Source organism: Alteromonas sp. B31-7 (assembly GCF_015767655.1).
Taxonomy (GTDB): Bacteria; Pseudomonadota; Gammaproteobacteria; order Enterobacterales; family Alteromonadaceae; genus Alteromonas; species Alteromonas australica.
Genome location: NZ_CP065233.1, coordinates 942,532 through 956,376 on the forward strand (window position 1 = coordinate 942,532; position 13,845 = coordinate 956,376).

Sequence of the window (13,845 nt, forward strand, 5' to 3'; positions counted from 1 at the left end):
CGATGCTCGACTCCATCAGCTTTGCTCAAAAACAACGCCTTGCTTATATCGACTTTTGCCTGTTGTTCAAAGGTGCGATTTACCGTCAGGATTTAATTAATCGTTTTCAGGTCGGATTGTCGGCAGGCTCGCGCGATTTCAGTATTTACAAAGATCTTGCACCGGATAACTTGTCTTACGATTCGCGAGAAAAGCGTTACTTCCAGACACCTCAGTTCAAACCTGTCTTCGAACATGATGCAAGACGCACCTTAACCAAACTCGCCAACGATATTTCCGATGGGTTTGATGCAATAGGTGATATCCATTTCCCAGTAGAAGCACCGTCCAGTCTGAATGTACCAGACATCTTTATCGTTGCTCGCCTTGTTCAGGCGATTCTCAATAACAAAGCTGTTAGCGTTATCTATACGTCACTTTCTAGCGGTTCTAATGCCAGAGAACTTGTACCGCACTCCATCGTAGACAATGGCCTACGCTGGCACGTCCGCGCCTTTGACCGAAAGAGTCAAAGCTTCCGAGACTTCGTATTAACGCGCATTAGCAAAGTAACGATTAAAGATGCGCCTAACGAGGAAGAAAGTGCCCAAGCAGATACCGAATGGCAGCGACTGATTCCGCTTCAACTCGTGCCGCATCCAAAGAACGTTGAACATCCTACCGCCATAGAAATGGATTATGGTATGCAAAACGAGCAATTGCTTATCAACGTAAGAGCGGCGATGGCGGGTTATCTGTTAAGACGATGGAATGTGGACTGCACTGAGCGCGGCACGCTAAAAGGTGCGGAATACCAACTTTGGCTACAAAACCGGTTTACGCTGAACAATGTGCAAAACTTGGCGATTGCACCGGGGTATGAAGTTAAAGATTACGGAAGCGGAGGTGGTAATTGATCCTCCATTGCACCAAGAAGCTTTACGCCAAGCTGCCAGAGAAGATGAAAGCCACAGAGCAACCTGCGACTGCTATAGGCATTCAGACGAAGTGGCTCAACTGGCATGCGAACCTCATAACTATTCAGCGCAGGCAGTGTGTCATTGCAGTGCATGATGCGACACGTTTTACGTTATTCATTCCATGCCTAACCAAGAAAGACTTCGCAAACCTCGATTGGCAGCTTAACGATGTGTTTATTAACACCTTGCTGAAAAGTGATATGCCGCCAGAGCTGGTTTATGCCGCTGCGACGAACTACCAACCACTTACGTTCGATACAAACTGTAATCGTTCGGTACAAGGTACGATGAATCAGGTGGCTCAGGAAATTGATTATGGGTTGTATTACAAGAACACCTCGGTTGCGGATATAAGCCCGTACCGATACAGCGCAGATCTGAGCCACAGGCCGTGCGGCGTAAAAGGTCAGAAAGAATATATATGGCCAGATAGAGAAATGGCCCAGCTCTTAAACAAATTAACGCAATAGACACCGAATAAAGCATTAACGCCCAACTAATAAAGTTGCAGGAAAGATGTAGCAAGGAATAAGAGACAATGGTTGAACAACATAAAAAAGCATTAGAAAAACAACTGTGGAATATTGCCAACGCGCTTCGAGGCAATATGAGCGCCGATGAGTTTCGCGACTACATACTTGGTTTTATTTTCTATAAGTACCTCTCTGAACGAATGGACATTTATGCCGACGAGCTTCTCAAAGAGGACGGTATTAAATTTGATGGAATCGACGAGAATTCACAACAGGGTAAAGAGTATTTAGATGCTATTCACGAAGAAGCTATTGATCACTTGGGGTATTTCCTAAAGCCGAGTGAGCTTTTCCACGTGCTGGCTGAAAAAGGTAAAAACGGTGAGTTCATTCTTGAGCAGCTTTCGGAAGTGCTTAACCATATTGAGCAAAGCACTATGGGTACTGCGGCTGAGGATGATTTCAATGGTCTGTTTGACGACCTCGATTTAACATCAAACAAGCTCGGTAAAACAGAAAAGGCCAAAAATGAGCTGATCTCTAAGATATTGGTCCATCTCGATGATATCGACTTTCTGCATCATGAAACGGAAATTGATGTACTGGGCGATGCTTATGAATATCTGATTGGTCAGTTTGCATCAGGTGCAGGTAAAAAGGCGGGCGAGTTTTATACACCGCCTATGGTGTCGAAGCTTCTGGCGAAACTGGTTACTCAAGGAAAAGATAAACTTCGCAGTGTATACGATCCTACATGCGGCTCTGGCTCTTTACTATTGCGAGTTGCAAAAGAAGTGAAAGACGTTGGCCACTTTTACGGACAGGAGCAAAACCCCAGCACCTACAACCTGGCTAGAATGAATATGATTTTGCACGGTGTGCACTATCGTCGATTTGATATTCAGCAGGACGACACACTAGAACAACCACATCACTTAGAACACAAGTTCGAAGCCGTAGTCGCTAACCCACCATTTTCAGCTAAATGGAATGCTTCGCAAGGTTTTCTTACCGATGAGCGTTTTCAGGACTATGGCAAGCTTGCACCTGCTTCAAAGGCCGACTTTGCTTTTGTTCTACATATGATCCATCAGCTCGATGAGAACGGAACGATGGCAGTGGTTTTGCCTCACGGCGTGCTATTCCGAGGAGCGGCAGAAGGGCATATTCGTAAGCATTTGATTAAAGAGAAGAACTATCTTGACGCGGTTATTGGGCTGCCTGCAAATATCTTCTATGGAACGTCTATACCAACTTGTATTTTGGTTTTGAAGAAAAACCGTGAGCATAAAGACAATATCTTATTTATCGATGCAAGCCAAAATTTCGGTAAGGCAACAAATCAAAACTATCTTAGAGATGAAGATGTGAATGCGATACTGGATGCTGTAGAAAGTAGGGAGTTTAAAAATAGATACTCTTATGTAGCACCTATAAAGTCGACAGCAGATAGCGAATCAGTAGAAGAACACGGATATAACCTAAATATACCTAGGTATGTTGATACCTTTGTTGAAGAGCCTACAGTAAATATATCTGTGGTGTCTTCAGAGTTGAAGAATTTCGAATCTCTGCTTGTCGATACTGATGAAAAAATTCAGGAATTTTGTAGAGAACTCGATATTTCTTGCCCATAAGGATTTTATCTATGACTAGACTCACACCTTCAGCAAAACCTCAATTAAGATTTAATGGGTTTCAAGGCTCTTGGACTATATGTGAACTAGGTGACTACCTAACTTTCAAAAATGGCATTAACGCTGATAAAGACTCCTATGGTTCAGGATACAAATTTATTAGTGTTCTGGATATTATCAATAATGATTTCATTACTAATGAATTGATTACCGGAACGGTTAATGTTGATAAGAAGACCTTTGAAAAAAATGAGGTTTTATACGGCGATCTTCTGTTTCAGCGTAGTTCCGAAAATCGAGAAGAAGCTGGACAGTCTAATGTTTACTTAGATCACAACAATTCGTCATGCTTTGGTGGCTTCGTTATAAGAGGAAGGGCTAAAAGAAAATATAACCCTGTATTTCTTAACTATTTGTTGAAGACGGACTTGGCAAGAAAGGAAATAGTCTCCAAAAGCGGAGGTAGTACTAGATACAACGTTGGTCAAGATACTTTATCAGAAGTGAAAATCTATATTTCTGGTGATGAAACTGAACAGCAAAAAATAGCAGATTTTCTATCGGCTGTAGACAAAAAAATCAGCTTGCTAAAAGAAAAGCATGCATTGCTTGCGCAATACAAAAAAGGCGTAATGCAAAAGCTTTTCAAGCAAGAGATTCGTTTTAAAGATGATAGTGGTAGTGATTTTCCCGATTGGCAATGGAAACAAGGTAATGAGTTTTTCGACGCTATTTCAAATAAAAGTCACAATTCAGACTTGCCGATACTAGCTATCACACAAGAACATGGCGCTATTCCTCGAGATTTAATCAACTATCAAGTTCAAGTTACTGACGGCAGTGTGGCAAGTTACAAAGTTGTTGAAGAAGGCGATTACATAATTAGTCTTAGAAGCTTCCAAGGTGGCATTGAGTATTCAAGATATAAGGGGATATGCAGTCCCGCTTACATCATATTGAGGCCATCTATCTCGATTGATGATGACTTTTATCGGTACTACCTAAAGACTGGCAAATTTATCCAAGAGATGAAGAGACGCTTGGAGGGTATTCGAGATGGTAAAATTCTAAGCTATAAATACTTTTCAGAAATTAAGCTGCCATACCCATGTATCGAGGAACAAAGAAAAATTTCTCAATTTATTAATACTCTTGATAAAAAGATAAGTTTGGTAAAAGAACAAATCGAGCTCAATCAAACCTTTAAAAAAGGGTTATTACAGCAGATGTTTGTTTAGGATAACGGTGTACAAGGAGTAAATGTGGCCTATCAGTCGGAACAAGAATTAGAAAATAAGCTCGTTGCACAACTTGCTAAGCAAGGTTTTGAACCCGTGCAAATAACCGATACCAAATCGTTGCGGGCAAACCTGAAATCTCAGCTTTCAAAGCTCAATGGTTTTGAAATAAGCGATACTGAACTAAAGCAAATTCGCAACGCCTTAGCGAAAGGTAATGTGTTCGATAAGGCTAAAATTCTTCGTGACCGACTGCAAATTAACAAGGATGATGGCACCACTGGCTACATTCGTTTTCTGGATGAAGATGTTAAGCAAAATCACTTTCAGGTTACTCAGCAAGTTATCGTAGAAGGGCGATATAAGAACCGTTATGACGTCACTATTCTGGTAAACGGCCTACCTTTGGTGCAAATCGAACTTAAGCGCCGCGGGCTTGAGCTAAAAGAAGCTTTCAATCAAATAAACCGTTATCAGCGTCACTCTTATTGGGCAGAAGATGGCCTGTTTCAGTACGTGCAGGTATTCGTTATATCGAACGGAGCGAATACCAAGTATTACGCCAACAACCGTAAACAAAGCTTCAAGCAAACGTTCTTCTGGGCAGATGAGTTAAATACCAAACGTTACAGTGACCTTACTGAATTCGCGCAGGTTTTTTTAACGCCCAATCATCTCACCGCCATGATCACGAAGTACGTGGTGCTAAATGAGACTGACCGCATTCTTATGGTAATGCGTCCGTACCAGATATATGCAACTGAAGCGATTATCGAACGTGTTGCCGAACGCCAGGCTTTAGTCGTAAGTGCTCAATCTATCGATAAGATGAATGGGTATATCTGGCATACTACGGGCTCAGGCAAAACTTTAACCTCATTCAAAACAGCCCAGTTGCTTACAGGCGACAGTAAAGTTCACAAAGTGGTGTTTGTCGTTGATCGCAAGGATCTCGACTACCAAACAAGCAAAGAGTTTAACGGCTTTTCGAAAGGGTGCGTAGATAGCACAGATAATACAAAGCTACTTGTAGATCAGTTTACCGATGCGCCGGTTGCCGCGGATAAGATCAATGAGCAACGCAATACAAAGCTGATTGTCACAACCATTCAAAAGCTTAACAACGCGATAAGCCACAAGCGTTACTCTAAAAGAATGGAGCCGGTGAAAGATAAAAATATTGTGTTTATCTTTGACGAGTGTCACCGAAGCCAGTTTGGTGATACCCACCAAAAAATCAGCCAGTTCTTCACTAATCATCAAATGTTCGGTTTCACTGGTACGCCGATTTTTGTTGAAAACGCTGTTTCGAAATCATCTCGCAAATACACAACGACGGACTTGTTTCATAAGCCATTGCACAAATACACCATTGTCGATGCGATTAAAGATGAGAACGTACTCAAGTTTAACGTTGAGTATGTCGGCAGGTACAAAAAGAAAGACAGTGCAAATGAGATAGACATTGAAGTTGAAGGCATAGACACCAAGGAGCTGATGGAATCAGAGATTCGGCTAGAAAAAATAGTCGACTACATCATTGCCCAGCATAACCGCAAAACTCATAGCCGAGAATTTACGGCGATGTTTTGCGTATCAAGCGTTCCTGCGTTGATAAAGTACTACGAACTTTTTGCCAAAAAGAAAGCGGAAGGAAAGCATAACTTACGAGTTGCAACTATCTTTTCTTATGCAGCCAACGAAGAAGATCCCGATGCTGATGGACTAGACGATAACGACTTAGATAAGGTGGCGGAACCTCAGGCTGTGTATAGCCACAGCCGCGACAAGTTGGAGCGGTTTATCTGCGATTACAACGAAATGTTTAGTTGTAGTTACACCACCAAAGACAGCGAGTCTTTTTATAACTACTACAACGATATTTCAAAGAAGGTTCGCCAGCGGAAGGTAGACATACTGTTAGTGGTTAACATGTTCCTTACAGGTTTCGACAGCAAAACCTTGAATACGCTATTTGTCGATAAAAATCTTAAATATCATGGCTTAATACAGGCATATTCTCGCACTAACCGCATTCTTAACGAACAGAAATCACAAGGTAATATTGTGTGCTTCCGCAACCTCAAAAAGTGCACTGATGAAGCACTAGCTCTGTTTTCAAACAAAGACGCTAAAGACACTGTCATCATGCCGCCGTATGATGAGTTTGTGAAACTCTTCAACAAAGCCTTCGGCAACCTTTTAGCAATCGCACCCGATCCTGAAAGCGTAGATAGTCTGGAAGATGAGAATCAGGAACTGGAATACATAAAAGCGTTTCGCGAGTTAATGCGCTTGAGAAACATTCTGGAAAGCTTTGCAGATTTTAGCTTTGACGACGTGCGAATAGATGAACAAGAGTTCGAAGACTTCAAGAGTAAGTACCTCGACTTACACGACAAAGTGAAGACGAATAATGCCAAAGAAAAGGTGTCTGTTCTGGAAGAGGTCGACTTTGAACTCGAACTATTGGCGATGGATGAAATAAACGTTGCCTACATACTGAAACTCCTGAGTAAGTTAAAAGAAACAGAGTCGGAAGAAGAATACCAGTATCAGTACAAGGCTCTTATGCAAGCGGTGAATGGCGATCCTAACCTAAGAAGTAAGCAAGAACTCATCGATAAATTTATTAAAGAAAACCTACCTAATGTGAAGTCTGCTGAAGAAGTAGACGACGCATTTGCAGTGTATTGGGAAGTCGAAAAAGAAAAGGCAACCAAGCAGATTGCAGAAGAAGAGCAACTCGTTCCAGAGCGCATGCAAGATGTTGTCGAACGAATGATTTACAACAACCAAGAACCGTTACGTGAAGAAGTAGCAGGACTCATGGAGAAACCACCCAGCATACTTCAGCGCAAGAAAGTCATACCGCGCCTTACCGAGAAGCTGAAAGACTTTGTGAATACGTTTTATGGTGGTGTGTAAAATGGCACAAGGAAGACTCAATATGAATGAAACGTAGGATTTATTTGACCAACAATATGAAGAGAATTTTCTGCTTCGAGATCTAGATACCGTTGTTCGCCAAGCACGGCTATCCACTAGTTGATCGCGTTGAGGTGTATAAAGAAATCTTCGAGCATGCGGAGAATTTTTAAGAAGGATAGAAATAAAACATAATGACCCCAAAATGCTCGGGAAATATAATTATGAATTGCCGTTAAAACAGGAACACGATGCCTTTATTACTGCCAACAGAGCTTCAATTTGCAACAGAATATGCTTTTTCCATACCTGATGATGCTTTCAGAGAATTTCAGGCGCTGATCCGTAAAATAAATCACAGTGAACGTTGTACAGAAAAACATATACTTGAAACCTTCAAGAAGCATATGGCAAAGCCAGCTGCTGTAGAATTCGGTACAAGCTCTAATACTGACTGGGCGAGAGGAGACTTGGAATGGTACATGGAAAAAGCCAGTCAGGACGGTCCGGGATTCATTGCTGCACTCCATAATGCATGTGAACAGCTTTCTCTTTTAGAGACTAATGTCCCTTCAGATTTATATATAAACCAAATACTGTCGAAACATGGGCTTCCTTGCCATATTAATAACAGCGAACTGATATTGGCAGGTAACGTAAGAATACCCGATTCTAATGCGTCTGTATCACAGACAGTTGTACGTGCATTACAAGATGCAAAGACATTGTCACCAGCAAGCGCGATTGATCGTGTGCATACGGCACTTCATGCATATCTGGTTGAATTGTGTCACCAAGCTTCTATCCAGTTGGAATCAGGTGCTACGGCTCAAAAGGCTTTCAAAGAACTGAAAAACAATCACGCAGCTCTTAAACCAATCGGAAATAGGCCAGCAGAGGTAGCTAACGTTCTAAACAGCATGGCCGCAACAATAAATGCTTTGGGTACAATTCGAAACCACGCCAGCCTTGCCCATAACAATGAACTGCTTCTAGAACCAGAAGCTCAAGCGATGATCAATGCAGCAATGACTGTTTTTCGTTACATCGAAGAATGTATTGCGCGCCAGAAGAAGACCTAATACCAGAATTAGTGTAAAAGCGGTGTTTCCGTTATAGCGATTCACTCACGTATGAAACGTTGGCTTAAGTAAAGCAGTTACGATTCACAAAGTACTAATGCTGATTAGTTTTCTTCTGCGGATATTTCTACGGTAACTTTATTCACCTTTCGGTGGCTCATCTGTCCTATGCGAGCCTTCGCCTTTTCGAATAAGGCAAGGTTATAGCCTGAGCTGACCGAGCTAGAATAGAGAACTCCGTCATAACGACTTTTCTTGATAAACTCACACAAATATTGGCTGGGAGTATAGTCAAATGCAGCAGCCATTTGCCTTACCGGACGAGTCAACTCATGTCCTAGTCGTTCCAAGAAAACAAGGTCAGAACGCATTTTCCCAATATCCTTTTCGTCCTCTAATATGAAAGGGGAGACAGAGCGCCTTGGAGCTCTGAGATCTACTAGAGTTAGGTTATTTGGAATACTAAAGGTTGCAACACAGACTTGGTCACCAGTATGAGGCCTAATTTCAGATATTGCGGTTTCGACTTCTGACCCCAAATATAAGTATGGAATTCCGGCTGGATTAGCTCGACCATGCGATGCTAAATGAGATGGAGGTGCTGACATTTCCTCTTGTAGAAATAGTTCGTCACGAACTTTTGTGCGAGCACGATACCACTCAGTTTGAAGATCAATTGAGCCAACAGAAATGTGTGAAAGCAGTTCTTCAAGACGCTCTAAATCTACCTCGGTCTCTGGGAAAAACCTATTTTTATGCATTAACTCCTTTCTAAGCTCTTCCCATTTACCTAATCTATTCGATAAGTACTGCTCAGAAGCCATAAAATTTTGGCGAACTAGTTGTCCGTCATCTAAAACGTCTCCAAGTAACATTTGTCCCTGTGCGATTGTCATTTGCGGATGAGAAAATAGACACCAATCCTTTTTTAGTAGCTCTATTATTGACGTTCCATTTTCATTCTGCTCATAGGTATTTAGAAGTGATGCGAATTTATCTTCTAGCATCGATGGATTGACAAGATGTACGTCAGTCGAAGCACAGTAATCGCAAACACCAACTTCATGAGATAAAAATTTTATATGGGACTCTAGTCCACTATCGCCAAAACAGCTTGAGCAACAATTCATGATAGCTATTTACCGTTGAAGAAATCAGCTAACACTTCAATATGATGCTGCATAGACAGCTTTTTAACATAACCTAGGCCCGGAAAATGCTTTCGTTCATGGAGATCGCGAAACTCCGCTAGTGCCTTTGTGGCCAAGATCTTTGTTGTTGGCTCATCCGCTTTAATAATAAGTTTGTTTAATGCTTCGAGAAACTTACCTGCTGGATCCTGAGGGGTGTCTTGTCTATCTGAGATAAAGTGATAAATGAACATAGCTTCATCTTGCTCTTCATCAATGAAAGTAAGATGTATTGCGACGGCGTATGCTGGGCCGCCACTCTCCGAATACTCATCTCCAACTATTAAAAAGTCACCAAAACCTTGCATGTTTTCCATCTGAAAGGTTGCGTGGAGATCTGAAAAGAACTCCTCACTTGGGTGTTCTCTATTTTTACGCTTCTTGAATCCATCTCTAATTAATATTTTGGACTTAGCGGCCATAAAGTGCTTTTGATACAGCTTCCCAGCATCTTCTTCAAAAAAGCAATGTGTTATATCTTTTACTTTATCTCCAAGAGCGTTACTTAATTCCCTTGCATACGCGAAACCTGCATGGATAAGAGTTAAGCTATGTTGTTCATGCGCTTTACAACTCGAAATCGCTGCTTCAAGCGAAATCTCATTAGTAAGTAATATTCCGGCGGAAATGCCGTCTTCACCATCAAAATGCTCAGCTAGAAGGTTCGTCAGAGAGTCGCCATTTTTCGAATAGTCACCGTGAAACGGATTAACGATTACAATAGCTCGGCCTTTTGAATTAACAACGGAGTCCAATGCACGTTTGAGACCATTTAAAGTTTCTTTAACCGGTTCAATTATTGGAACGAAGCCTGCCTGAGCCATTAAGGAAGCGTTATTCCGAATTGTAATAAGCTCGTTTTGCTTACCTCGAAAGTAGGGGAAGTACATTGATATTCTTACGTCCATTGTAATGCTTCATCGATAGATGTATTTACTGCTTTAATTAACCTATATCGATCTGATTTTCGAATTGAAGTTGTGAGGACTGCCGATTTTAATGATATAGGCATGTCATCAATCACTTCTTGTAAAGGTAACAGATTACGGGTCTTTTTGAGAACCTCTACCATTCCCCTGTGCGCTTCGACTGGTGTTAGCTTGCTGAATGCGCTTTTATACACAGAATATCGCTCAGTATTTGGAACTTCAGGACATTCGAAACCGGCACGGTTAAGTATGTTCTTAGCTTCATTTATTCTAATTGAATTGAAAATCTCTGTCGGGTCTGTTCTTTCTGGAGCGTCTATAGCATTCCTGATTTCAGAGATATTTTGCGCACTGGATAAGACTTTAATTCCAACATCTTTTGGTACGGAATCAATAACCGATTCAATGTGATTCTCTCCCGCAATAACATACACTTTGGCAAAAACTTTCCTATATGCAGATATTTGCTTTTCAAGCCGACTTAAAGAATCTCTCTCCGACTTTATTTCGTAGACAGTTCCTGTTCCATTGAGTATTACCACATCTGCTTTGCAATTATTAACTCTGAACTCTGAGAGCATCGCGGCAGTTCTTAAGGAGTGTCTGCCTAGAAGGACGTTTTGAGCTAAAGCAGACTTGTAGACATACTCATGCCTATTATTCTTTAACTTTAATATTGAAAACGCCTTATCAAAAATGTCTCCAACCACGAGTCTTGAGTTTGTAGGCACACAAAGCCCCGCTTCATTCAAAAGACGAGCAAATAAGGGAGATTGGCCCTTTCGCGCAAGCTCTTTGACTACGCTAGAAGTGAAAAGCCTTGAAATGGCGGATATGTTGTAATTTTGATTTATTTTCACGTCCCAAAAATACTTATGTTTGTTGTTATGCTTGTTCAATGTCTCCAGTCTATTACATAGGACACTAAAAGCAATAAATACGTAAGCGATCAATATAGACCCGGATCACCCCATTTTATCTAAATCGCTCGTCAATTTTTTGTCCGCGAATTTCTCTTTCCAGACTCTTGGCGTCAGGTCGAGTACATCTTTGGCCGGGTGCAGTGCTACACGCTGCAATACATCCACCAGATAATGGTAGGGATTGACGCCTTGCAGGCGGCAAGTCACCATCAGGCTTTGTAATATGCCCAGTTGTTCAGCCCCGAGTTCGGACCAACAGAACAAATAGTTTTTTCTGCCCATGGGGATTACCCGCAGTGCCCGCTCAAGATGATTGGTGTCCATGGGTAACGCGGGGTTACTCAGGAACACCTTGAGTTGGCTCTCTCGCTCAGCGGTGTAATGAAGCGCCTTGGCGAAGGGGGATTTGGGTAGTAAATCAGTGCGCTGTCGTTGTTGGTAGACCCACCGGAAGAAGTCAGTCACGAGTGGTTCGCTGTGTTGTTGGCGGTAGGTATGGATATCGGCCAGGTCTGATTGCTTATCCCGGATGTGTTTTTCATGCCGGTAGAGTGTGGCGATAATATCCAATGCCTGTTGTGCGGTGTGAGGCTCACTGTCGAGGGCTTTTTCAAAGCCTCTGCGCATGTGTACCCAACAGGCAGCGTGCACAATCTGCCGTTCGTGTTGATTTAATTGTTCAACCGTTTTGGTGTAAGCGGCATAGCCATCTGTGAGCAAGGTACCGGTAAAGTCCTGTAACTGTGCTTTGGCGTGCAACATGCCCCGGCTGTGACTCCAGGTAAACGCCACCTCATCACTGTCACCGTACATCGGCCAGAAGTAGGTTTGTTTCATTTGCCCCGGTTTTCGGCCAGCCCCTTTGGTACGCCCGGCTTTAATGGGCACTTCATCCATCATCAGGATTTTGCTTTGCAGAATGTGCTGCCACTGGGCCTTGGCGATGGGCCGAAGCAGCTCAATGCCTTGTTGTATCCAGTTGATTAAGGTAGCCCGGCTAAGGGTGATACCGCTATCAAGCATGCGTTGATGTTGGCGGTGAAGCGGTAAGTGATATACCGCTTTATCCACCATCAGCCCAGCGAGTAGTGAGACATCGCAGTAACAGCCTTCCAGTACATTGGTAGGAGCCGGGGTATCCTTAAGGGTTTGCGTGGTTTTATGACGCACGACCTGACGACGATACACCAGTACCACATAACTGCCGGGCTGTTGTGCTAAGCGACGGGTTTCTTTGATATCAACAACTTCATACTGGTCGGCATTCGTTCCTTGTAATTCCGGCGCAGGCAGGTCAATCACCTGTTGCGGCACCGTCTCATCAAAGCGCAGGCCGTCATCATTCACATCCGAGTCGCGGCGTTGTTTTTGGGATGAGCGGGTATGGGCCTTCACCGGTTTGGTGTCTGCCGGTAAGGCGTGCGACTCTCCCTCGTCAAACAAACTGCTCTGCGCCGGATTATCCACTAACACCTTTTCAGACTTACGCCCGAACAACTGGCGTTTAAGCCAGTCGAGTTGATGCTTTAATTGTGCAACTTCATCGGATAAAGCCGCAATTTGTGCATCTTTTGAGGGATTGTCTGAGGGCGTTTTCATGGCGTAAATTATAACAAAATCAGTTAATTAAATCGTCTGTTTTGTTTGCCTTTTTGCCAGTAAATCCCATCAATCAAACACTGTAACTGGGCACTGTTTAATGGTGTTTTTGCTGTGCCATCAGTGACTTTGGCGAAGGTACCTCTTTCTAACCGTTTGCTCCACAAACAATAACCGCCCTGGTAGTAATACAACACCTTGAGCTGCGTGCGGCGTTTATTGATAAACACAAACCAGTCACCACAATGCGCCTGCATGCCCAACTTGCCCTGCACCAGTGCTGCCAGCCCATCAAACTGTTTGCGCATATCCGTATTACCGGTATACAGCCAAATACGCCCATTGGATAAGGGTAACATCAGGCGGCCCGGTTCATCCGCAGCACCACACCACCGGGCAAGGCTAATTCAATCTCCCAGGTAGAGCCTGCACTCTGGTTCCCACTCGCGGGCATATCAAAAGCAAGCCAGTTATCCTGCGGCGCAAGCGATTGACTATCATCGCTCAGTTTTTTACGCCACAGATAGAAGTTTGATACTGTTAGCGCATGCTGTGCACAAAATTCACTGACCGACAGTTCGCTTGCTGCTTGCTTATCAACCAATTCCTGCCATTGCTCGCGTGTACGTCTTTTTGTTGCCATCGATTAAGTCTCCGTGAGTAAAATCTACGGGGACTATTTTACGGGGTAGTTCAATGAGGAAAAGACGGTCTAAATTGATCGCTTACATAAATACGAACCAGAACAAGAAGTAGTTAACCGGCACTCAATATCTTCAGAATACCTAGTTTCACGACTACAGTATGAAGTTTTTTGGAGTTTTGTGGAGCTTTGCTTTTGCCGTATACGTCTCGAGAACATGGCATCGATTAACAGGTCAAAATAG

Annotated in this window: 12 protein-coding genes; 6 read left to right on the forward strand and 6 right to left on the reverse strand. The window is 42.8% G+C overall.

All coding sequences use genetic code 11. The features are described from left to right. Positions 1-2: 2 nt before the first annotated feature. From IUA53_RS03965 to IUA53_RS03990, 6 genes are all read left to right on the forward strand, one after another. Entirely contained in the window at positions 3-896 is an 894-nt protein-coding gene (locus tag IUA53_RS03965) for a WYL domain-containing protein (protein ID WP_196898464.1), read from the forward strand. Further along, positions 893-1,429 (forward strand): DUF6933 domain-containing protein, encoded by a 537-nt coding sequence (locus IUA53_RS03970; RefSeq protein WP_196898466.1) that lies wholly within the window; start codon positions 893-895, stop codon positions 1,427-1,429. Before IUA53_RS03965 ends, IUA53_RS03970 begins: the two co-directional genes overlap by 4 nt. Positions 1,430-1,497: 68 nt before the next feature. Then, positions 1,498-3,069 (forward strand): type I restriction-modification system subunit M, encoded by a 1,572-nt coding sequence (locus IUA53_RS03975; protein WP_196898468.1) that lies wholly within the window; start codon positions 1,498-1,500, stop codon positions 3,067-3,069. Between the two features lie 11 nt (positions 3,070-3,080). Further along, entirely contained in the window at positions 3,081-4,307 is a 1,227-nt protein-coding gene (locus IUA53_RS03980; protein ID WP_196898470.1) for a restriction endonuclease subunit S, read from the forward strand. 24 nt (positions 4,308-4,331) lie between these two features. Further along, a complete protein-coding gene (locus tag IUA53_RS03985) occupies positions 4,332-7,235 on the forward strand; it encodes a type I restriction endonuclease subunit R (RefSeq protein WP_196898472.1) in 2,904 nt (967 codons plus the stop codon). A gap of 251 nt (positions 7,236-7,486) precedes the next feature. After that, complete coding sequence (locus IUA53_RS03990) at positions 7,487-8,317, forward strand: abortive infection family protein (protein WP_196898474.1); 831 nt, start codon at positions 7,487-7,489, stop codon at positions 8,315-8,317. A 104-nt stretch (positions 8,318-8,421) separates the two neighbouring features. On the opposite strand, the gene IUA53_RS03995 is transcribed toward IUA53_RS03990, so the two are convergent. The 6 genes from IUA53_RS03995 to tnpA all read right to left on the reverse strand — a co-directional run bounded on the left by IUA53_RS03995 (position 8,422) and on the right by tnpA (position 13,601). Further along, positions 8,422-9,324 (reverse strand): RES family NAD+ phosphorylase, encoded by a 903-nt coding sequence (locus tag IUA53_RS03995; RefSeq protein WP_196898476.1) that lies wholly within the window; start codon positions 9,322-9,324, stop codon positions 8,422-8,424. A gap of 128 nt (positions 9,325-9,452) precedes the next feature. Beyond that, on the reverse strand, positions 9,453-10,415 hold the full coding sequence (locus IUA53_RS04000; protein WP_332310799.1) for a sce7725 family protein: 963 nt from the start codon (positions 10,413-10,415) through the stop codon (positions 9,453-9,455). Then, positions 10,406-11,296, reverse strand: coding sequence for a sce7726 family protein (locus IUA53_RS04005; protein WP_196898477.1), 891 nt, complete (start codon positions 11,294-11,296; stop codon positions 10,406-10,408). The genes IUA53_RS04000 and IUA53_RS04005 overlap by 10 nt, the downstream gene beginning before the upstream one ends. A gap of 105 nt (positions 11,297-11,401) precedes the next feature. Continuing rightward, positions 11,402-12,958 carry an IS66 family transposase gene (gene tnpC, locus IUA53_RS04010; protein WP_196897418.1) on the reverse strand — a complete coding sequence of 519 codons (1,557 nt, stop codon included), beginning with the start codon at positions 12,956-12,958 and terminating at the stop codon, positions 11,402-11,404. Positions 12,959-12,981: 23 nt separating this feature from the next. Then, positions 12,982-13,317 carry an IS66 family insertion sequence element accessory protein TnpB gene (gene tnpB, locus IUA53_RS04015; protein ID WP_196897417.1) on the reverse strand — a complete coding sequence of 112 codons (336 nt, stop codon included), beginning with the start codon at positions 13,315-13,317 and terminating at the stop codon, positions 12,982-12,984. After that, the gene (gene tnpA, locus IUA53_RS04020) at positions 13,317-13,601 is read right to left on the reverse strand and encodes an IS66 family insertion sequence element accessory protein TnpA (RefSeq protein ID WP_196897416.1); all 285 of its coding nucleotides are present in this window, start codon (positions 13,599-13,601) and stop codon (positions 13,317-13,319) included. Before tnpA ends, tnpB begins: the two co-directional genes overlap by 1 nt. Between the last annotated feature and the right edge of the window lie 244 nt (positions 13,602-13,845).